This window comes from Pseudomonas sp. R1-1, from assembly GCF_051132135.1.
GTDB lineage: Bacteria > Pseudomonadota > Gammaproteobacteria > Pseudomonadales > Pseudomonadaceae > Aquipseudomonas.
In genome coordinates this window covers 1954876-1974383 of sequence record NZ_CP071663.1, presented here as the reverse complement: position 1 = coordinate 1974383, position 19508 = coordinate 1954876, and the positions used below count along the sequence as shown (strand labels likewise).

At 60.3% G+C, this 19508-nt stretch carries 19 protein-coding genes and 2 pseudogenes; 15 read left to right on the top strand and 6 right to left on the bottom strand.

Going from position 1 to position 19508, the window contains the following annotated elements:
• The first annotated feature begins 218 nt into the window (after positions 1-218).
• Complete coding sequence (locus J3P75_RS09090; RefSeq protein ID WP_434709980.1) at positions 219-773, top strand: RNA polymerase factor sigma-70; 555 nt, start codon at positions 219-221, stop codon at positions 771-773.
• A gap of 125 nt (positions 774-898) precedes the next feature.
• On the opposite strand, the gene J3P75_RS09085 is transcribed toward J3P75_RS09090, so the two are convergent.
• From J3P75_RS09085 to J3P75_RS09075, 3 genes are all read right to left on the bottom strand, one after another.
• On the bottom strand, positions 899-1912 hold the full coding sequence (locus tag J3P75_RS09085; RefSeq protein WP_434709979.1) for a GNAT family N-acetyltransferase: 1014 nt from the start codon (positions 1910-1912) through the stop codon (positions 899-901).
• A gap of 86 nt (positions 1913-1998) precedes the next feature.
• On the bottom strand, positions 1999-2796 hold the full coding sequence (locus tag J3P75_RS09080) for a substrate-binding periplasmic protein (RefSeq protein WP_434709978.1): 798 nt from the start codon (positions 2794-2796) through the stop codon (positions 1999-2001).
• A gap of 92 nt (positions 2797-2888) precedes the next feature.
• Positions 2889-3512: a TetR/AcrR family transcriptional regulator gene (locus tag J3P75_RS09075; RefSeq protein WP_434709977.1), complete on the bottom strand. Its 624-nt coding sequence runs from the start codon at positions 3510-3512 to the stop codon at positions 2889-2891.
• Positions 3513-3696: 184 nt separating this feature from the next.
• Here J3P75_RS09075 and J3P75_RS09070 point away from each other — a divergent pair, with 184 nt between their 5' ends.
• From J3P75_RS09070 to J3P75_RS09025, 10 genes and pseudogenes are all read left to right on the top strand, one after another.
• Positions 3697-5481 (top strand): acyclic terpene utilization AtuA family protein, encoded by a 1785-nt coding sequence (locus J3P75_RS09070; protein WP_434709976.1) that lies wholly within the window; start codon positions 3697-3699, stop codon positions 5479-5481.
• Between the two features lie 12 nt (positions 5482-5493).
• On the top strand, positions 5494-6363 hold the full coding sequence (locus J3P75_RS09065) for an SDR family oxidoreductase (protein ID WP_434709975.1): 870 nt from the start codon (positions 5494-5496) through the stop codon (positions 6361-6363).
• 3 nt (positions 6364-6366) lie between these two features.
• Complete coding sequence (gene atuC, locus J3P75_RS09060; protein ID WP_434709974.1) at positions 6367-7983, top strand: geranyl-CoA carboxylase subunit beta; 1617 nt, start codon at positions 6367-6369, stop codon at positions 7981-7983.
• A gap of 30 nt (positions 7984-8013) precedes the next feature.
• Complete coding sequence (gene atuD / locus J3P75_RS09055; RefSeq protein ID WP_434709973.1) at positions 8014-9171, top strand: citronellyl-CoA dehydrogenase; 1158 nt, start codon at positions 8014-8016, stop codon at positions 9169-9171.
• Positions 9168-9965 carry an enoyl-CoA hydratase/isomerase family protein gene (locus tag J3P75_RS09050; protein WP_434709972.1) on the top strand — a complete coding sequence of 266 codons (798 nt, stop codon included), beginning with the start codon at positions 9168-9170 and terminating at the stop codon, positions 9963-9965. The genes atuD and J3P75_RS09050 overlap by 4 nt, the downstream gene beginning before the upstream one ends.
• A gap of 118 nt (positions 9966-10083) precedes the next feature.
• Positions 10084-11551 (top strand): annotated as a pseudogene (locus J3P75_RS09045) (acetyl-CoA carboxylase biotin carboxylase subunit); the annotation flags it as partial.
• Positions 11524-11736: pseudogene (locus tag J3P75_RS09040) on the top strand (3-methylcrotonyl-CoA carboxylase); the annotation flags it as partial. The pseudogenes J3P75_RS09045 and J3P75_RS09040, both read left to right, overlap by 28 nt.
• 117 nt (positions 11737-11853) lie before the next feature.
• On the top strand, positions 11854-12045 hold the full coding sequence (locus tag J3P75_RS09035; RefSeq protein ID WP_434711246.1) for a biotin/lipoyl-containing protein: 192 nt from the start codon (positions 11854-11856) through the stop codon (positions 12043-12045).
• A gap of 70 nt (positions 12046-12115) precedes the next feature.
• A complete protein-coding gene (locus J3P75_RS09030; protein WP_434709971.1) occupies positions 12116-12658 on the top strand; it encodes an exonuclease domain-containing protein in 543 nt (180 codons plus the stop codon).
• 70 nt (positions 12659-12728) lie between these two features.
• Positions 12729-13013 carry a pyrimidine/purine nucleoside phosphorylase gene (locus J3P75_RS09025; RefSeq protein ID WP_007940055.1) on the top strand — a complete coding sequence of 95 codons (285 nt, stop codon included), beginning with the start codon at positions 12729-12731 and terminating at the stop codon, positions 13011-13013.
• A 74-nt stretch (positions 13014-13087) separates the two neighbouring features.
• On the opposite strand, the gene J3P75_RS09020 is transcribed toward J3P75_RS09025, so the two are convergent.
• Together J3P75_RS09020 and J3P75_RS09015 are read right to left on the bottom strand one after the other, a co-directional pair.
• Positions 13088-13894 (bottom strand): MOSC domain-containing protein, encoded by an 807-nt coding sequence (locus J3P75_RS09020; protein WP_434709970.1) that lies wholly within the window; start codon positions 13892-13894, stop codon positions 13088-13090.
• A gap of 150 nt (positions 13895-14044) precedes the next feature.
• Entirely contained in the window at positions 14045-14980 is a 936-nt protein-coding gene (locus J3P75_RS09015) for a chemotaxis protein CheV (RefSeq protein ID WP_090284879.1), read from the bottom strand.
• A gap of 455 nt (positions 14981-15435) precedes the next feature.
• Here J3P75_RS09015 and J3P75_RS09010 point away from each other — a divergent pair, with 455 nt between their 5' ends.
• The 3 genes from J3P75_RS09010 to J3P75_RS09000 all read left to right on the top strand — a co-directional run bounded on the left by J3P75_RS09010 (position 15436) and on the right by J3P75_RS09000 (position 17944).
• Positions 15436-15903, top strand: coding sequence for a hypothetical protein (locus J3P75_RS09010; protein ID WP_434596647.1), 468 nt, complete (start codon positions 15436-15438; stop codon positions 15901-15903).
• 491 nt (positions 15904-16394) lie between these two features.
• Positions 16395-17288 carry a sensor histidine kinase gene (locus J3P75_RS09005; RefSeq protein WP_434711244.1) on the top strand — a complete coding sequence of 298 codons (894 nt, stop codon included), beginning with the start codon at positions 16395-16397 and terminating at the stop codon, positions 17286-17288.
• The gene (locus J3P75_RS09000) at positions 17285-17944 is read left to right on the top strand and encodes a response regulator (protein WP_434596646.1); all 660 of its coding nucleotides are present in this window, start codon (positions 17285-17287) and stop codon (positions 17942-17944) included. The genes J3P75_RS09005 and J3P75_RS09000 overlap by 4 nt, the downstream gene beginning before the upstream one ends.
• On the opposite strand, the gene yegS is transcribed toward J3P75_RS09000, so the two are convergent.
• Positions 17928-18845 (bottom strand): lipid kinase YegS, encoded by a 918-nt coding sequence (gene yegS, locus J3P75_RS08995; RefSeq protein ID WP_434709969.1) that lies wholly within the window; start codon positions 18843-18845, stop codon positions 17928-17930. The genes J3P75_RS09000 and yegS overlap by 17 nt on opposite strands.
• Positions 18846-19160: 315 nt before the next feature.
• Between yegS and J3P75_RS08990 the strand changes: the two genes are divergently transcribed.
• Positions 19161-19469, top strand: coding sequence for a hypothetical protein (locus tag J3P75_RS08990; protein WP_434596643.1), 309 nt, complete (start codon positions 19161-19163; stop codon positions 19467-19469).
• The last annotated feature ends 39 nt before the right edge of the window (positions 19470-19508 follow it).

Here is a 19508-nt window from a genome sequence, read left to right as displayed (position 1 = left end):
ACGGATGACGTCTGCAAATAATTAGTCGCCAGCCGCGCCCCTCAACGGGGCCGGGGTGCGGCGGCGTGTCGCAGTTCGCAAAACACAATTGCTTGCAGCATTAGTTCTCTTTCTCAATTGACAATCATTATCATTCAACATAATTTGTCGCTCGATGTGTAGGACAGCCCTGCCCCCAGGGGCGTCCCACGAACCAATTTGGCAGCAAGGTGATTTCCATGACGGAACAAGTATCCACAAGCAGGTGCGATTCACCGCTACTTCAGGCATTCGTCGACAATCGGCTGATTCTGGTCAAGATCGCCGCGCGCATTACCGGTTGTCGTTCGCGCGCCGAGGATGTGGTGCAGGATGCGTTTTTCCGCCTGCAATCGGCGCCACCGATCACCTCGTCGATCAAGGCGCAACTGAGTTATCTGTTCCAGATCGTGCGCAACCTCGCGATCGATCACTACCGCAAACAGGCGCTCGAGCAGAAATACTCCGGCCCTGAAGAGGAAGGGCTGAATGTGGTCATCCAGGGTGCTTCGCCGGAAACCTCGCACATCAATTTCTCGACCCTGGAAAACATCGCCGACGCCCTGACCGAACTGCCCAGCCGCACACGCTATGCGTTCGAGATGTACCGCCTGCACGGCGTGCCGCAAAAGGACATCGCCAAGGAACTCGGCGTCTCGCCGACCCTGGTCAACTTCATGATTCGTGATGCGCTGGTGCACTGCCGCAAGGTTTCGGGCAGTCGGCGGGATGCAGTGGTGGCGGGGCGCAGGTAAACAACAAGATCTGTGGTGTGTTCAATCGCTGGCAGGGCTAGCTCCCACAGGGGTTTCGTGGACGACACAAACCCCGTGTGAGAGCCAGCCCTGCTGGCGATAGCGGTCTCAAGATCACTCGATCATCAAGCCAGCTTGCAGCGATCAAAAAACCGTTCACGCCCGAGCATCATCAGCGCCGCGCGCTTGTGCGGGAAGTCGAATTCCTTCTCGCAGTGGAAACACTGATTGTGCATGTGACTGATCATCTTCGCGTTGTCGGCACGCGGTTCGGCGACCACTCGTTGCGTGCGCGGATCATCAAGAAACAGGTAATGCACCAGCGCCGACAACCAGCTCGCCACTTTGTGCGGGCCGCGGTGGTCTTCCTCACCGACCAGCATGTGAATGCCGCGATCGTAATCGTCGGCATCGTAGAACGGCGCGATGCGATCTTCCTTGGCCCAATAAGCTTCGAAATAGGCAAACGGTTGATCGTCGAAACAGCCGATCAAGGTCAGCGTGTGCGGGTCGGCGTCGAGTTTACTGAGGTACTCTCGGTGCTTGTCGAGGCTGCCCTCTTCCTGCCAGAAACTGGCCACCCGCGGGCTGTTCTGCCAACGGTTGAAGCGCGGTAGATCATTTTCAATTTCGACGGTGCGCAGGGAAATCCACGCGCCAAGCCGTGCGTCGAAACGCCGATAGACTTCACCGCGCGGTTTGACCGGGCGCCGGGGATGGCGTTTGCCTTCGCTGATGATCATTTGTTGCGGATAACTGCCGGTCAACGACTGGCCGAGCCAGGGTTGCGGCAATTGCCAGAACAGCGTGCGTTCGCAACGATATTCGCCGCTCACCTCGGTGCTTATCAACAAACCACTGAGCAAGGCTTCGGTCGGCGGCTGATCCAGTTGCCAGGTCAGTTGCTGGCACGCCGGATCACGCGCAAACAGCCAGTAACAGGCGGCCCACAGCGCCTGGCCGGGCGGCAACGCGAAGCGCTCATCGATCTGGATCGGGCCCTTCGCGTCACGATCAAGGCGCAGGCGAATCAGCGGCTGGCCGTCGAGGCTCAGGCTCAAACGGCTTTCACTGGCATCAGCGATCAGTTGACTGCCCGAAGGCAAAGCCAGGGCAGTCAGGTCATTCAGATTGGACATGGGGCGGGCTCACGATAATCGTCGACAGTTAGACGATGTGACGTGAGCGGCAGGCGGAAATTTAGGCTTTCAGCGCAAATGGCGTCTCAGCGATTGAGTACCGGCACCACGGCGATTTTGTACGGATCGAAAATCTTCAGCATTTCGCCGTTGTCGCGCAGCCCCTGCAACAGCTTGCCGAAGGCCACGCCGCTGATCGGTGCCGCCGGGCGCAGAATCGCATAGTGGTGATAGATCTGATCGACACGCTGCGACACCAGCAACTCATCACGCACCTTCTCGTTACGCAGCAGGTAATCGCTCAGGTATGAGCGGGTCACCAGGGCGATGTCGGCGCGTGAGCGCAGCACCATCAGCAGGTTGCTGTCGTGGGAATAGGTCAGCGTCGCGTTGAATTGCTGCGCGAGGAATTTGGGGTCGGCGTTGAAGGCCGCGAATTCGTAGTGATAGCCGCTGAACAGCGCCAGACGCTTGCCTTTGAGGTCGGCGAAATAGTTTTGCTGACGGCCATCTGCACGCTGCGCGACGAAAATCTCGGCATCTTCAAGGCCCATGTCGACGTCGCTGTGGGGGATGTCTTTCCAGCCCCATTCAGGGTTCTCGAAGATCGCCATGTCGATCCGGCCCTGCTTGAAATCACCGAAACGCCGGGGAATCGACGTGGGCACCAGGACAAACTGATACTCGCTTTGCAGGCGGTTCAGCGCCTCGACCAATTGCGGCAGCAGACCGGTGTCGGCGCCGTTTTCCGGGCGAATGGTGTAGGGCGGAAAATGCGCCGCGCCGACCCGGACCAATTGCGCTGCCTGAGCGGGCAATACCCATAATGCAGCCAGCGCTGCGAGCATCAATCCCGCGACGGTCCGAATTGGCAAAGACTTCAAAACACCCCACTCCCCGAAAAAATACCGATCAATGCATTCAAGCTAGGCGGTTTCGCCCAGTTAGCCAGTTTCCCGGCCGGATAGAAAGTGGCTCAGCGCTCTTCGAGGACCAGAATCAGCGCCTCGTCGGCCAACTGATCGAGGCTCAAACTGCCGCCGGCACGGAACCAGGTGGTGGTCCAGGACAGTGCGCCGGTCAGGAAACGTCGCGTAATAAAAACGTCGCCACGGATAAATCCGGCGTCCTTGGCTTCACCCAGTACTTGCAACCAGATGTCTTCGTAGACGTCGCGCAGCGCCAGCACTTTGGCCTGGCCTTCTTCGGACAGCGAGCGCCACTCGTAGACCAGCACCGCCATGGCCTCGCCGCTGCCGCCCATGATCGACTGCAATTCGCAGCGGATCAGCGCCAGCACGCGTTCGCGGACACCGGCGGCATCGGCCAGCGCCGCGCGCATTAAAGCGGTGTTGTAGCGAATGGTTTCTTCCATCACCGCACGCAGGATCTCGTCCTTGCTCTTGAAGTGATGAAAAATGCTCCCCGATTGGATACCGACCGCGCCGGCCAGATCACGCACCGTGGTGCGCTCGTAGCCTTTGTTGCGAAACAGGTGAGCCGCCACTTGCAGCAATTTGCCGCGGGCGCTGTCGGGGTCGGTCAACTGGCCGCTGTCGACCAAATCGCGCATGACCCTCAGGGCTTTTTGCTCGTCCACCCGTTCTCTCCTACAGTCGATCAGTGTCTTGCCCCCTGAAACCGCAGGGTTGCGCGCAATTTAAGCCGCCAGCGGCAACCAAGCAAGCGCTTGGGCAGAAGATAGTTTCAGGTGTTTACAAACCAAGCGCTTGCTTGGTAGCCTCCAGACACTTCTGTCGCAGATCGCTGAGTCGGAGATAAAAATGCCAAATACCGTGCGGATCGGATGCGCCAGCGCCTTCTGGGGAGACACGTCGACCGCCGCCGCGCAACTGGTCGCCGGCGGGCGCCTGGATTATCTGGTATTCGATTATCTGGCCGAGATCACGATGTCGATCATGGCCGGCGCACGCATGAAAGACCCACAGGCCGGCTACGCCACTGATTTCATCGAAGTGCTGACACCGCTGCTGGCGCAATTGGCGGAACAAAATATCCGCGTCATCAGCAACGCCGGCGGGGTCAATCCACAGGCCTGCGCCGCCGCCCTGCAAGCCGCGTGTGATCGCGCCGGCGTCGCGTTGAAAATCGCTGTGCTGCTTGGCGATGACCTGCAGCCGCAACTGCGACAGCTCAGCGGTATCACTGAAATGTTCACTGGCGCCCCGCTGCCGCCACTGTGCGTGTCGACCAACGCCTACCTTGGCGCACCGGGCATCGTCGAAGCGCTGCGGCTGGGCGCCGATATCGTCATCACTGGCCGGGTGGTCGACAGCGCCGTGGTCAGCGCGGCGCTGGTGCACGAGTTCGGCTGGTCGTGGCACGACTACGACAAACTGGCCCAGGCCGCACTGGCCGGGCACATCATCGAATGCGGCGCGCAATGCACCGGCGGCAACTTTACCGATTGGCGCGACGTGCCGGATTACGAACACATCGGTTTTCCGATCGTCGAGGTCAGCGCCGACGGCCAGTTCACTGTTAGCAAACCCGAAGGCAGCGGCGGCCTGATCACAGCGCTGACCGTCGGCGAACAGATGCTCTATGAAATCGGCGATCCACAGGCGTATCGGCTGCCCGATGTGATCTGTGATTTCACTCAGGTCGAACTGCGGCAACACGGCAAAAACACCGTCCATGTGCAGGGTGCCAAAGGCCTGCCACCCAGCGACCAATACAAGGTCAGCGCGACTTACCCGGACGGCTTTCGCTGCACCGCCAGTTGCCTGATCGCCGGCATCGATGCGGTCGCCAAGGCGCAGCGCGTCAGTCAGGCGATCATCGACAAAACCGCTGAAATGTTCAGCCAGCGCGGCTGGGCGGCCTACAGCGAAACCCATGTCGAACTGCTCGGCAGCGAGGCCACCTACGGCCCGCACGGTCAGCGTCAGGACAGCCGCGAAGTGGTGATCAAACTCGCCGTGCGCCACCCGGACAAACGAGCGCTGGTTCTTTTTTCCAGGGAAATCGCTCAGGCCGCAACGGGCATGGCGCCGGGGTTGACCGGCATCGTCGGCGGTCGTCCGACGGTGTACCCGCTGATCCGCCTGTTTTCGTTTCTGATCGATAAAAGCGTCTGCACGCTGCACGTCGACATGGCTGGCGAACATCATCCGTGCAGCCTGCCGGTACCTGCCGCACCGCAAAGCCAAACCGCCCCCCTGCCCCATCACCCGCCCGAACCGCAGGGCCGCGCCGATGCTTCTGTGCCGCTGGTCAAACTCGCGGTCGCGCGTTCCGGCGACAAAGGCAATCACAGCAACATCGGCGTCATGCCGCGCAAACCCGAATATCTGCCGTGGATCGCCGCAGCGCTGACGCCAGCGGTGGTCGCAGACTGGATGCGCCATGTGCTCGACCCGGTTAACGGTCGGGTCGAGCGCTGGTACCTGCCCGGCACCCACAGCCTTAACTTCCTGCTGGAAAACGCCCTCGGCGGCGGCGGTGTCGCCAGTCTGCGCATCGATCCGCAAGGCAAGGCGTTCGCCCAGCAACTGCTGGAAATCCGCATACCGGTGCCGCAGAGCATCGCCGAACAACTCGACTAGAGGTTGAGCTTCATGGCCTACGCATCGATTTTCCAGGCCGGGCTGTTCAGCGGCCAGAGCATTATCGTCACCGGTGGCGGCAGCGGCATCGGCCGTTGTACCGCGCATGAACTGGCGGCGCTTGGCGCCAACGTTTTGCTGGTCGGGCGCAAGCCTGAAAAGCTCGAACGCGTCGCCGCAGAAATCGCCGAGGACGGCGGTCGCGCGCACTGGCAGGCCTGCGATATCCGCTATGAAGAAGCGGTAAAACAGCTGGTCAGTGAGCTGATTGCCGCACACGGGCCGATTCACGGTCTGGTCAACAATGCCGGCGGCCAGTATCCGTCGCCGCTGGCGTCGATCAATCAGAAAGGTTTCGAGACCGTGCTACGGACCAATCTGGTCGGTGGATTTCTGATGGCCCGGGAAGTGTTCAACCAGTCGATGAGCAAACACGGCGGCAACATCGTCAACATGCTCGCCGACATGTGGGGTGGCATGCCCGGCATGGGCCACTCTGGCGCTGCGCGCTCGGGCATGGACAACTTCACCAAAACCGCGGCCGTCGAGTGGGGTTATGCCGGGGTGCGGGTCAATTCGGTGGCGCCGGGCTGGATCGCTTCCAGCGGCATGGACACTTACCAAGGCGCGTTCAAAGCGGTGATTCCGACCTTGCGCGAGCATGTGCCGCTCAAGCGCATCGGCACCGAATCGGAAGTCAGCGCGGCGATCGTGTTCCTGCTCAGCCCGGCGGCGGCGTTCATCAGCGGCAGCACCTTGAAAATCGACGGCGCGGCCAGCCTCGGCAGTCGCGCCTGGCCCCTGCATAAAGCCACGCACAGCGAGTCGTTCAACGGATTTCATCGGACGTACCTGCCTGACGTGCTCAAGGACAAGGAATAAGCCATGGCACAGATCCAGTCGCAACTCGACCCGCACAGCGAAGCCTTCGCACGTAACCGTACGGCGATGCTCGCCGCCATCGAACACGTGCAGCAACTGGAACAGAACCTGCTGAACAAGGCCGCCGAAGCCAAGGCGAAATTCGCTCAGCGCGGGCAGCTTTTGCCGCGCGAACGGCTGAACCTGTTGCTCGATCCCGGCGCGCCGTTTCTGGAGCTGGCGAGTCTGGCCGGCTACAAACTGCACGACGACAAGGACGGCAGCGCGGCCGGTGGCGGCTTGATTGCCGGCATCGGTTACGTCTGCGGTATTCGCGCGATGGTGGTGGCGAACAACAGCGCGATCAAGGGCGGGACGATCTCGCCCAGCGGCCTGAAAAAATCCCTGCGCCTGCAACAGATCGCCCTGGAAAACAAACTGCCGATGATCACCCTCGCCGAAAGCGGCGGCGCCAATCTCAATTACGCCGCGGAGATTTTCGTCGAAGGCGCGCGCAGCTTTGCCAATCAGGCGCGGCTGTCAGCGCTGGGTTTGCCGCAGATTACCGTGGTGCATGGCTCGGCCACCGCTGGCGGCGCCTATCAGCCCGGTTTGTCGGATTATGTGGTGGTGGTGCGTGGCAAGGCCAAGCTGTTTCTCGCCGGGCCGCCGCTGCTCAAGGCGGCCACCGGTGAAGTCGCCACTGACGAAGAACTTGGCGGCGCCGAGATGCACGCGCAGGTCGCCGGGACCGCCGAGTACCTGGCGGAAAACGATGCCGATGGCGTGCGCCAGGTCCGCGATATCCTGCGCATGCTGCCGTGGAACGAACAACTGCCGTGGCGGCCGGAGCTGCAATACAACGAGCCGCTCTACCCCATCGACGAATTGCTCGGGCTGATCCCGGACGATCCGAAAAAGCCCTACGACGTGCGCGAAATCATCGCGCGCATCGCCGATGAATCGAACTTCGTCGAGTTCAAGGGCGAATACGATCAGCAGACCCTGTGCGGTCATCTGAAGATTCAGGGCCGCGCCTGCGGCTTCATCGGCAACAACGGCCCGATCACCCCGAACGGTGCGAGCAAAGCGGCGCAGTTCATCCAGCTGTGCGACCAGAGCCAGATCCCGCTGCTGTTTTTCCACAACACCACCGGCTTCATGGTCGGCACCGAATCGGAACAGCAAGGCGTGATCAAACACGGCTCGAAACTGATTCAAGCGGTAGCCAATGCCCGGGTGCCTAAACTGACTCTGGTGGTCGGTGGCTCCTACGGTGCCGGCAATTATGCGATGTGCGGACGCGGTCTCGATCCACGCTTCATTTTCGCTTGGCCGAACAGCCGCACCGCAGTGATGGGCGGCGCGCAGGCCGGCAAGGTGCTGCGCATCGTCACCGAGGCCAAACAATTGAAGGACGGCCTGGTGCCGGACCCAAAAATGCTCGACATGCTCGAACAGGTCACCGCGCAGAAACTCGACAGCCAGTCCACGGCGCTCTACGGCAGCGCCAACCTGTGGGACGACGGGCTGATCGACCCGCGCGACACGCGCACCCTGCTCGGCTATCTGCTGGACATTTGCCACGAAGCCGACGTTCGTAAGCTGCAACCCAACAGCTTCGGCGTCAGCCGCTTCTGACCGTCACGGATCTTACGGAGAACAAGAACAATGATCTTCACCCCGGAACACGAAGCGCTGCGCCGTACCGTTCGCCAGTTCGTCGACAATCAGATCAACCCGCACGTCGATGAATGGGAAAAGGCCGGACGCTTTCCGATCCACGAGATTTTCCGTCAGGCCGGTGAGCTGGGTTTGCTGGGGATTTCCAAACCGGAAAAATTCGGCGGCATGGGCCTCGACTACAGTTACTCGATCGTTGCCGCCGAGGAGTTCGGCACCATTCATTGCGGCGGCATTCCGATGTCGATCGGCGTGCAGACCGACATGTGCACGCCGGCGCTGGCCCGCTTCGGTTCCGATGCACTGCGCGAAGAGTTCCTGCGCCCGGCGATCAGCGGTGAGCAGGTCGGCTGCATCGGCGTCTCCGAAGTCGGCGCCGGCTCCGACGTCGCCGGGCTGAAGACCACCGCGCGCAAGGACGGCGACGATTACGTGATCAACGGCAGCAAGATGTGGATCACCAACTCGCCGAGCGCCGACTTCATCTGCCTGCTGGCCAACACGTCGGATGACAAGCCGCACATCAACAAGTCGCTGATCATGGTGCCGATGAACACGCCCGGCATCAGTCTCAGCTCACATCTGGACAAGCTCGGCATGCGCAGCTCGGAAACCGCCCAGGTGTTCTTCGATAACGTACGCGTGCCACAGCGCAACCGCATCGGCCACGAAGGCGCCGGTTTCATGATGCAGATGCTGCAGTTTCAGGAAGAACGCCTGTTCGGCGCGGCCAATATGATCAAGGGCCTGGAATATTGCGTCGACAGCACCATCGAGTACTGCAAGAAGCGCAAGACCTTCGGCAATGCGCTGATCGACAATCAGGTGATTCACTTCCGCCTCGCCGAGTTGCAGACCGAAATCGAGTGCCTGCGTGCGCTGGTCTATCAGGCCACCGAGCAGTACATCAAAGGCCAGGACGTCACCCGGCTGGCATCGATGGCCAAGCTCAAGGCCGGTCGGCTGGGCAGAGAGGTCAGCGACAGCTGCCTGCAATATTGGGGCGGCATGGGCTTCATGTGGGACAACCCGGTGGCGCGCGCCTATCGCGATGTGCGGCTGGTATCGATCGGCGGCGGTGCCGATGAAATCATGCTGGGGATCATCTGCAAGCTGATGGGCATCCTGCCGGGGAAAAAGAAATGAGCCACCTGCCAGAGTGCCAGACGCTGTTGCTGGAACTGCATGGCGGCGTCCTGCACGTCACGCTCAACCGGCCGGACAGCCGCAATGCGATGAGCCTGCAGATGGTCAGCGAGTTGCGTGCGGTGTTCGCCGCCGTTGGTGAAAAGCTCGATATTCGCGCACTGGTGCTCAGCGGCGCCGGCGGGCATTTCTGCGCTGGTGGCGACATCAAGGACATGGCCAGCGCCCGTACTCAAGGTGGCGAGGCTTATCGCGAGCTGAACCGGGCCTTCGGTGCCCTGCTCGAAGAAGCGCAAAACACACCGCAGGTATTGATCAGCGTGCTGCAAGGCGCGGTGCTCGGCGGTGGTTTCGGGCTGGCCTGCGTCAGCGATGTCGCGATTGCCGACCATCAGGCGCAGTTCGGTCTGCCGGAAACCAGTCTCGGCGTGATTCCGGCGCAGATCGCACCGTTTGTGCTGCAGCGCATCGGCCTCACAGAAACCCGCCGTCTGGCACTGACCGCAGCGCGTTTCGATGGCGATCAGGCTCGGCAACTGGGGCTGGTGCATTTTGTCGAGCGCGATGCCCAGGCGCTGGCCGAACGGCTCGATGAGGTGTTGCAGCAGGTACTGCGTTGCGCGCCGCAGGCGAATGCCATGACCAAGCAGTTGCTGCTGGCCAGTGCCGGGCAGCCGTCGAGTGAATTGCTTGATCAGGCCGCGCAGTGGTTCAGCGAAGCGGTGACGGGCGAAGAAGGCGTCGAGGGCACGCTGGCTATTGTACAAAAGCGCAAGCCTCGATGGGCCTTTTAAAAGCATCGCTAGCAGGCTAGCTCCCACAGGGGTTTTGCGTCGTTCAAAAAACCTGTGGGAGCTAGCCTGCTAGCGATGAGGCCGCCACATCCACCGCTACAACTTCAGGAAACCCAACATGCCCGTCATCCACAAAATCCTGATCGCCAACCGCGGTGAAATCGCCTGCCGCATCCAGCGCACCGCCCAGGCCCTCGGCTATCGGACCGTTGCCGTCTACAGCGATGCCGACGCCGATGCGCTGCACGTAAAGATGGCCGATCAGGCCGTGCGTATCGGCCCGGCCCCGGTGCAGCAGTCCTACCTGAACATCCCGGCAATCCTCGACGCCGCCCGCCGCAGCGGCGCCGACGCGGTCCATCCCGGCTATGGCTTTCTCTCGGAAAACGCCGAATTCGCCCGCGCCTGCGAACAGGCCGGGCTGACCTTCATCGGCCCCAGCGTCGAAGCCATCGAACTGATGGGCAGCAAACGCCTGTCGAAGATCGCCATGCTAGAGGCCGGCGTGCCGTGCATCCGCGGTTATCAGGGCGCCGCGCAGGACGACGCGACCTTGTTGCGTGAAGCCGAGCGCATCGGCTATCCGTTGATGATCAAGGCCAGTGCCGGCGGTGGCGGGCGCGGCATGCGCCTGGTGCACAGTGCGGCTGAGCTGCCGGCGCAATTGCGCACCGCGCGCTCGGAAGCGTTAAACGGTTTTGGCAGTGATGAATTGATTCTTGAACAGGCCGTGCTTGAACCTCGGCATATGGAAGTGCAGTTGTTCGGCGACCGTCACGGCAACTTGATTTATCTGGGCGAGCGCGACTGTTCGATCCAGCGACGCCATCAGAAAGTCATCGAAGAAGCGCCCTGCCCGATCATGACCACCGAGTTGCGCCAAGCTATGGGTGAAGCGGCGTTGAAGGCTGGCCGCGCGGTGAATTATGTCGGCGCCGGCACCGTGGAATTTCTGCTCGATGCACGAGGGCAGTTCTATTTTCTGGAGATGAACACGCGCCTGCAGGTCGAACACCCGGTCACCGAATTGATCACTGGTGTCGATCTGGTGGCGTGGCAATTACAGATTGCCGAGGGCCAGCCACTGCCGCTGACTCAGGATCAGGTGCAACTCGACGGCCACGCCATCGAGGTGCGGTTGTATGCGGAAGATCCGGCGCAGGATTTTCTTCCGCAGACCGGACGTATCGAGGCCTGGGAGCCGGCGCTGGGCCATGGTGTGCGGATTGATCACGGCTTGCTCGAAGGGCAAGCGGTCAGCCCGTTCTATGACCCGCTGCTGGGCAAACTGATCGCCCATGGTGCCACCCGGGAAGAGGCGCGACGCAAGCTGTTGCGCGCGGTGCAAGACACCGTGTTGTTAGGCGTGCAAAGTAATCAGCGCCTGCTCGCCAGCCTGTTACAGCATGAACAATTCGTCAGTGGCCAATTCAGTACCGCGTTCATTGCCCAGCATTTCAGCAATCACCCCGACCTGCATCGTTATGCACCCAGCGCCGAGGAACTGGCGATTGCGGCGCTGCTGTTCTATCAAACCAGTGCGCGCAACCATCGTCAGCCACTGAGCGGCTGGCGCAACAACGCCAGCGTACCGCTGACTTATCGCCTCGGCTTGGATGAGCAGAACTGGACGCTGCAACTGCACGCTCAAGGGCCAGACGTCTTTCAGGTTAGCCTCGGTGGACGCACGATCGACCTGCAACTCATCGACCTCGACGCGCATTCGCTGACGCTGACCGTCAACGGCGTGCGCCAGCGCCACGCCTGTCGACTGGCGGGCGCAGAGCTCTGGCTGTTCACCCATCCGGGCAGTCTGCGGCTGGAGGATCGAACTCATGCGGTGATCGACAGTCAGACCAGCGTCAGCTCCGGCACCTTGAAAGCGCCGATGGACGGCGCCATCGTCGACGTCCTGGTCAGCGAAGGCAGCACGGTCAGCAAAGGCCAGTTGCTGGTGGTACTGGAGGCAATGAAAATGGAGCACCCGCTCAAGGCCGGCATCGACGGCGTGCTCAAGCGGGTGCAAGTCAAGGTTGGCGATCAGGTAAAAAATCGTCAGGTTCTGTTGCAGGTCGAGTAGTCGCCCACACGCCGATGCGGGTTTTGACTACGCTCTGAGATATCAGAACGCGAAAATCAGGAACCCTGCGATGCCCCACTGGCTGGTCATAGATCTGGAAGCCACCACCGACGAGGGTGGCTGGCCGGTCACCGAAATGGAAATTATCGAGATCGGCGCGACCCTGGTTGATCGCGCCGGACGCGAGCAGGATCACTTCCAGCGTTTCGTCAAACCGACGCGGCGGCCCTTGCTCACCACGTTTTGCCGGGAACTGACGCACATCACCCAGGCCAATATCGATGCCGCGCAACCGCTGCATGAGGTCTGGCCGGCCTTCGAGCGCTGGCTGGCACAGCACCAGTCGCGCCTCGAGGGGTGGGTCAGCTGGGGCGATTACGATCGCCAGCAGTTGCTGCAGGAGTGGCAGCGCCTGCACATCGACAGTGGCCTCAGCCGCGTGCCGCACATGAACCTCAAACAACGCTTCGCCAAGGCCCGCCGCCTCGAGCGGCCACTGGGCCTCAACGGTGCGCTGCAACTGGCCGGCCTGCAGTTCAGCGGTCAGCAGCACCGGGCGCTGGAGGATGCGCGCAACACGGCGCGGTTATTGCCGCTGGTGTTGCCGCTTTAGAGACGTGACGGGGCTGAAAGCCTTGGGCATACTGGCCGGCCCCTTTTCAGCCCTTTTCGAGGAATCGCCCATGTTTAAAGTCAACGAGTACTTCGACGGCACCGTCAAGTCGATCGCCTTTGGCACTGCTGAAGGTCCGGCGACCATCGGCGTCATGGCCCCGGGCGAATACGAATTCGGCACCAGCCAGCGTGAAATCATGCACGTCGTGTCGGGCGCCCTGACCGTCAAGCTGCCCGACAGCAGCGACTGGGAAACCTTCGCCGCCGGCAGCCAGTTCAATGTACCGGCCAACAGCAAGTTCCAGCTGAAGGTCGCGGTCGACACTGCCTACCTGTGTGAATACCGCGGCTGATACGGCGGTTCTATCCAGCACAAAAAAAAGCCCGCGTACAACGACGCGGGCTTTTTTTATGCCTGCAAACTTATTTATTCGAGAATTTCCACCGGCATCCCGACTTCGAGTCGACCGTTACTGTCATTGACCAGGTTCTGCCCGAACATTGCGCCATCGGCTGTGGCCCGATGTTTTTGCAGGGTGGCGAACGGTTCGCGGTCGGCACTGCGCTCGCCGGTTTGCGGGTCGACGGTCGTCATGATGCAGCGTGAGCACGGCTTGACCACGCGAAACTCGATATCGCCGATACGAATACGCTTCCAGCCATCCTCGGCATAAGCCGCGCTGCCTTCGATCACCAGATTCGGCCGGAAACGCAGCATCTCCAGCGAACGCCCGACCTTGCCGGAAAGGTCCTGCAGCGAAGCGTCGCCAATCAATAGCAACGGATAGCCGTCGGCGAAGGCGACTTGATCGTTATCGTGGCCGAAACCCGATTGTGTCGTGCGTGCTCGATCCAGCGGCATCTGCACCAGGCGTGTCGGCTTGCCAAGGAACTCGCTGACCCAGCGCGCCGCCGCGTCGCCGGCATCCGGCACGCGCAAGGTATCGCGCCAGATGGTCACGCCGCGCAGTTCGGCATCATCCGCCGGCAAGGGAATATCGATGGAGCCTTGCCCGGGCGTCGCGAGTGTCAGGCCGCCATCGGCATTGCACAGCGCCGACAGCTGACTCATCCGTGCTTCGGCACGCTGAGTCAGGAAGCGCCCGCTGGCCTCGTCTACCAGCATCCAGCGTCGATCGCCCGTCAGCCCCAGCTTGTCCAGCTCGGCGCTTTGCAGCACTTCGCCCTTGCCGGATTTCAACGGGTAACGATAAAGCGCGCTCAGACGCAGCATGGCCAGCTCCTTGTGATTGAAGCGCCACCCTATACGAGCCGTGTGGCGGAATCAAAGTGTGGAAGCGCGCCTGCTCGCCAAAGCGCTGTTCGATCCAATCTACGCAGCGCAAGTGAGTTCGCAATTGCGACCTGCCCGCTCCTGATGCCGTCAGGCCGGGACTTCGTCGAGCATCAAACGCTGACGCACCACGTCGACCAGTTTGTCCGGCTGGAATTTGGACAGGAAGTTGTCGCAGCCGACCTTCTTCACCATCGAATCGTTGAAGCTGCCCGACAGCGAGGTGTGCAGCACCACGTAAAGGCCGCGCAGGCGCGGATCGTTGCGAATTTCGGTGGTCAGACGATAGCCGTCCATTTCCGGCATTTCCGCGTCGGTGAAGATCATCAGCAACTTGTCGGTCATGTGCACGCCGGTATCGGCCCAGGCCTTGAGCATGTTCAGCGCCTTGAGGCCGTCACTGGCAATGTGCATTTTCACCCCGAGCTGGCCGAGGGTGTCGCGCAGCTGCGAAAGCGCCACGTTGGAGTCGTCGACCAGCAGCACTTCACGGCCACGGGCGCGTTCCAGCACCGGATCATCGAGTTTGTCACGCGAGACCTTGGCGTTGTAGGGGACGATTTCGGCGAGGACTTTTTCCACGTCGATGATTTCCACCAACTGATCGTCGACCTTGCTGATGGCCGTCAGATAATGCTGGCGACCGGCGCTGGTCGGCGGCGGCAGAATGGCTTCCCAGTTCATGTTGACGATGCGATCGACGCCGCCCACCAGGAAGGCCTGCACCGAACGGTTGTATTCAGTGACGATGATCGTGCTGTTCGGCCCTGGCACCAGCGGGCGCATGCCGATCGCCTGGGACAGGTCGATCACCGGCAAGGTCTGCCCGCGCAGGTTGACCACACCGCAGACGAACGGGTGACGCTGCGGCATCAGGGTCAGCTTCGGCAGTTGCAGCACTTCCTGAACCTTGAACACGTTGATCGCAAACAACTGCCGCCCGGCCAGTCGAAACATGAGAATTTCCAGGCGATTCTCACCCACCAGTTGCGTGCGTTGGTCTACCGTGTCGAGAATGCCGGCCATCAATGACTCCTGGGCTTGTTCTGATGAATTCACTTATGTGAGGTTATCGGCTGCAAATGGCGCTTCTTGATTGTCATAACTGACCTGTAAAAAATGCTCTGGACAGCCATTGATGTCACATTAACATCATGGTTTACTGGCGCAGTGATTTTTATCTGCTACTTTTATCTGCGGCGCGACCTCGGTTTGCGTCATAGGTTCCCGCACCTAAGGGATTCCCCTAGGAGCAATCAGGCCCAACCTGATATTCCCGATATCCAATAGCCATTAATGTGACGCCATTCTCATTGCATGAACGGAGTCAGGCTATTGTGTGCGATCGCAGTTCAGTGGCAACAAACCCTCTGGAAACTCTCAGTCTGTGCACTTGCACGGCCGGGCGCGATCTGCCGACGATTCATGATCGTCGCTACACACGGCATTCGTTCATCAGACGTGACGTTGTGGAGATAAGCATGCCAATCGACCGCAAAGACTGGGTACAACGCTTCCCCGAATTTCTTGTCGAGGCTGAAACACTGCTGGCCAAGTCCGAGGAATGCCTGAGCCATCTGCAACTGATCAGCAATGACAGGGACGCCATTGAATGCATGCTCAGTACCCTGCTCAAGCTTGCTCGCCGGGCGGAAGCTCTGGCGCTGGAGTCGATCAGCGAATTTTCCCTGCACATCCACAGCCTGCTTGATCTCAATCATGCTCGTGTCGATCTTCATGATCAGGCGCTGCAAGCGTTGCAGGATTGCTTCACGCTGATGGCCTGGCAGCTCGAACTGGTCGATCAGAAGACTGGCCAACTGAGCCTGGATGAAAGCGAGCAGGCTTCACTGATCGAAGCGCTGGCGTTTCAGGTCGGTCAAAGCCCGATTCAGTCGCCGCTGCCAGGCAAACGTTTGCCGCAACTGCCTTACTCGGGCCAGGCCTGACTCATCGCCGTGGCGCGGATGGCCTTGGCGGACTCACGCGTCGAATGTCGTAATTGAATAGTCCATACCTGCCAGCGACAAAACGATACAAATAATCAGCATTGATCACCCGCCCTTTTTCCTGTCGGCCTCAGGGTTTGCCTGTGTACCAGGGAGCACAACTTCGGGCATCGCTGATCTTCTCTTCACACCCCATCAAAACCGACTTTCGACTTTATGGAACTGGCGTGCAAACCCATGTATTTCCTGACTGAATGGACATATATAGCAAGCGCGACCAACGGTATCTTAAGTGGTATTATGTCGACCATTAGTTGTCCTCAAATTAATGGCACGGTGCTTTCATTCAGGCGTTATCTACTGAAGTTCGCAAACATCCGGGGCTCCCGGCCATGTTGAAACCATTGCCATATTTGACAGTATTTCCAGACAGAGACCCGCCAGGCTCCGGCCGGTCTGCCCGCAGCGAACATTCATTGGCTCCATCCGCTATGTACGCCAGCCTCAAGTCAATTACCCAATGGCCTCCTTCGCGGGAAAATGCGCGTCGGTTCACGCTGATATTGTCAGTCGCGGCCACATTGGGCAGTTTGCTGACCTATGGTTTTTCAACTTCCTTCAGCCTCGGTCTGCTGCTATTGCAACTCGCGGCGACTGCCTGTGTCTGGGTGCAATATCGGCTGTCGCGCAAATCCATCAAGTTTCAGCCGCAGGAACTCGCCGACCGTCTGCTGCAAGTCCAGGAAAACGAACGCCATCGCCTCAGCCGTGAACTGCACGACGATATCGGCCAGTTGCTGACGGCGGCGAAACTGCAGAGCGAGTGGCTCAAGCGCCGCCTGCCGCCCGACTCGCAGGAGCAATGCGCGGTGTTATGCGACACCCTCGAAGAAACCCTGAACAAGGTGCGCGACGTTTCGGCCATTCTCAATCCACGCCAGTTGACCAGTCTGGGACTCGAGGCCAGCCTGCGTGCGCATCTGCTCAAGACCCTGGCCAACACCAGCGTGCAATGGAGCCTCGATTGTCAGCAGCGCCTCAATGGCATTCCGGAAGAGATGGCGGTCGCCGCCTTTCGCATCACCCAGGAAGCGGTGACCAATATTCTTCGTCACGCACAGGCGAAAAATCTGGTGGTACGCTTGCAGCGCCTGCCCGAAGGTCTGACATTATTGATCAGTGATGACGGCGCGGGATTTGCGCCGGCGACCGATCCAGGTCGTGAAGGACAACGCGGCATGGCCGGGATGGCCGAACGAATCGAGCAACTGGGTGGCACCCTGAGCGTCGTCAGCGAGCCGGGCAGAGGCACCCAGATCGAAGCACTTTTCCCGTGGGCGCCGCGCGCACTCGAACGGGCCAGTACGAATAAGGTTATGCGTTGACTTGCAATTTACTTCTGGTGGATGACCACTCGCTGATCAGGGCCGGCGTGCGCGCTCTGGTGCTGGATATTCCCGGTTACGCGGTGATTGGCGAGGCCAATGATGGTTCGCAATTGCTCGAAATGGTCGAGCAACTCAATCCCGATATCGTCTTGCTGGATATCTCCATGAAGGAAACCGGGGGGCTGGAAGCACTGCAACGCCTCAAGCGCGTGCGACCGCAGAGCAAGGTGCTGATTCTGTCGATGCACACCGATCCGGCGCTGATCATGCAGGCCCTCGAGTCCGGTGCCTACGGTTACTTGCTCAAGGACACCACCGCAACGGAACTCGAACACGCCCTGGAAGCCTTGCGCAACAACGAGCGCTACTTGAGTCCGGCCATTGCCCATACCGTGATCAATCAGGCGCTGACCCGCAATCAGAATCAGCAGCCGGACATCGCCGACTCGCACAACCTGACGGCGCGCCAACTGGAAATCCTGCGCCTGATCGTGCGGGGCAAGTCCACCCGCGAGATTGCCAACGGTCTGGGCTTGAGCATCAAAACGGTCGAAACCCACCGCTCCCAGATCATGAAGCGTCTGCAGATCTTCGACGTGGCGGGCCTCGTCCTGTTTGCCGTGCGCGAACAGATCATCAGCCTTGACGACTGATCGCTTCGGTACTGCTCAACAAGGGTGAATGCTCCGGCAAATGCACGCGCAATGCCGCCGGACGCGCTTCAAAGCGCAGGCTGTTGCACTCCAGCGGTTCGCCGTCGAGGTTCATGCAAAGCCCCTCGGCTACCTTGATTTCGACCCATGGCAAACGGGTTCGCACGAACAGATTATCCAGTCCGAAACCGTCGCTCAGCAGTGATTTCAAAGTCCCCACCAGCTCCTGTGGTGCTGGCAGGATGCTGATATCGAGCAGTCCATCATCGGCCAGCGCCTGCGGGCACAATACATGTCCGCCACCGGCCTGACGGCCATTGCCGATGCCCAGCGCCAACAGCTCGCCACTCCAATGGAAGTCCGGCCCCTGCAATTCACCATAGGCGGCATGCAACTCGCTGAAGCGCGACAACCCGGTGAACAGATAAGCTGCGCCGCCGAGGACTTTCTTCAAATCTTCAGACGTGTTGGCCGTGACCTGACTGCCGAACCCGCCGGTGGCCATGTTGAGAAAAATCTGTCCGCCAACCTCGCCGACATCGATAGCGTGCGGCGGCACATCGAGCAGATCCAGTGCTTCGGCAGGCTCCAGCGGCACCCCGGCGGCGCGGGAAAAGTCGTTGGCGGTACCCAATGGCAAAAGCACCAGACTGGCCTTGCCCGGATGCGCCGCGAGCGCTTCGGCAATATCGCGCAAGGTGCCATCGCCGCCGCCGGCAATAATCGTGGTGTAGCCTTCCGCCAACGCCTGTTCTACCCAGCGCTGAGCGTCTCCGGCTTCCCAGGTCAGGCGCACGGCCAGCTCCCAGCCCTGCTTGCGCTTGTCTTCGACGGCGGTGCGCACCGCCTCGTTGAGAGCCTGTTTGCCATGCAGAATCAACAGCGCCCGGCGCTCGTTCATCGTGTTACTCCCCAGAATCGAATCGATTGAAACATCTTGACCACTGCGGCACGCAAAAAAGCCCCGCCTTCCCTAATTAAATCTGCCTTGCGCCGCGGGTGTCCTACACGACGGTACTTTTTCTTACAAGACATGCGGAATCGGCTCAATTGACCCGCTTCGAGCATTGGGTCACCGTGTGCCGGCGGTATCAATCTTCAAATCCAATACACAAGGACGTGCATGTAATGAGTGGATACACCCACAAAGCTTCGGTCAGTTCTGCAGCCCGAATAGCCTGCAAGCGAACATTTGAAACAGCCGGTGGATGCTTCCATGCCAAGCCATGAAGCACGAATGCCAGTGAGCCCGGTTGGCCCCATCGTCGAAAGTCGCACGAACCACAAGTCCGACTTCAAAAACAGCGCCAGAACGACTGGAGAAGTTGATATGGAACCTCGTGTTACCGAGCTGGAAACCCATCTCAAATATCTTCGACGGGACATGGACGAAGTCCGTGGTGATGTCAGAACGATCAAACACCGGCTCGCCTATTCGGCCGGAGCCATGGCGGTGGTGCTGGGACTGCTGGGCTGGGTCGCCAACAGCCGGTTCGACCAGCTCGTCACCTTGATGAGCAATTGAACTTGTGAGTCATGGCGGGCGCCGCTTGAGTCAGCCGGC

Bases quoted from the DNA above. Each gene is read 5' to 3' on its own strand.
- J3P75_RS09090 (WP_434709980.1), top strand. From the start codon at position 219: ATGACGGAACAAGTATCCACAAGCAGGTGCGATTCACCGCTACTTCAG.
- J3P75_RS09085 (WP_434709979.1), bottom strand. From the start codon at position 1,912: ATGTCCAATCTGAATGACCTGACTGCCCTGGCTTTGCCTTCGGGCAGT.
- J3P75_RS09070 (WP_434709976.1), top strand. From the start codon at position 3,697: ATGCCAAATACCGTGCGGATCGGATGCGCCAGCGCCTTCTGGGGAGAC.
- J3P75_RS09065 (WP_434709975.1), top strand. From the start codon at position 5,494: ATGGCCTACGCATCGATTTTCCAGGCCGGGCTGTTCAGCGGCCAGAGC.
- atuC (WP_434709974.1), top strand. From the start codon at position 6,367: ATGGCACAGATCCAGTCGCAACTCGACCCGCACAGCGAAGCCTTCGCA.
- atuD (WP_434709973.1), top strand. From the start codon at position 8,014: ATGATCTTCACCCCGGAACACGAAGCGCTGCGCCGTACCGTTCGCCAG.
- J3P75_RS09050 (WP_434709972.1), top strand. From the start codon at position 9,168: ATGAGCCACCTGCCAGAGTGCCAGACGCTGTTGCTGGAACTGCATGGC.
- J3P75_RS09035 (WP_434711246.1), top strand. From the start codon at position 11,854: ATGGACGGCGCCATCGTCGACGTCCTGGTCAGCGAAGGCAGCACGGTC.
- J3P75_RS09030 (WP_434709971.1), top strand. From the start codon at position 12,116: ATGCCCCACTGGCTGGTCATAGATCTGGAAGCCACCACCGACGAGGGT.
- J3P75_RS09025 (WP_007940055.1), top strand. From the start codon at position 12,729: ATGTTTAAAGTCAACGAGTACTTCGACGGCACCGTCAAGTCGATCGCC.
- J3P75_RS09020 (WP_434709970.1), bottom strand. From the start codon at position 13,894: ATGCTGCGTCTGAGCGCGCTTTATCGTTACCCGTTGAAATCCGGCAAG.
- J3P75_RS09015 (WP_090284879.1), bottom strand. From the start codon at position 14,980: ATGGCCGGCATTCTCGACACGGTAGACCAACGCACGCAACTGGTGGGT.
- J3P75_RS09010 (WP_434596647.1), top strand. From the start codon at position 15,436: ATGCCAATCGACCGCAAAGACTGGGTACAACGCTTCCCCGAATTTCTT.
- J3P75_RS09005 (WP_434711244.1), top strand. From the start codon at position 16,395: ATGTACGCCAGCCTCAAGTCAATTACCCAATGGCCTCCTTCGCGGGAA.
- yegS (WP_434709969.1), bottom strand. From the start codon at position 18,845: ATGAACGAGCGCCGGGCGCTGTTGATTCTGCATGGCAAACAGGCTCTC.
- J3P75_RS08990 (WP_434596643.1), top strand. From the start codon at position 19,161: ATGCCAAGCCATGAAGCACGAATGCCAGTGAGCCCGGTTGGCCCCATC.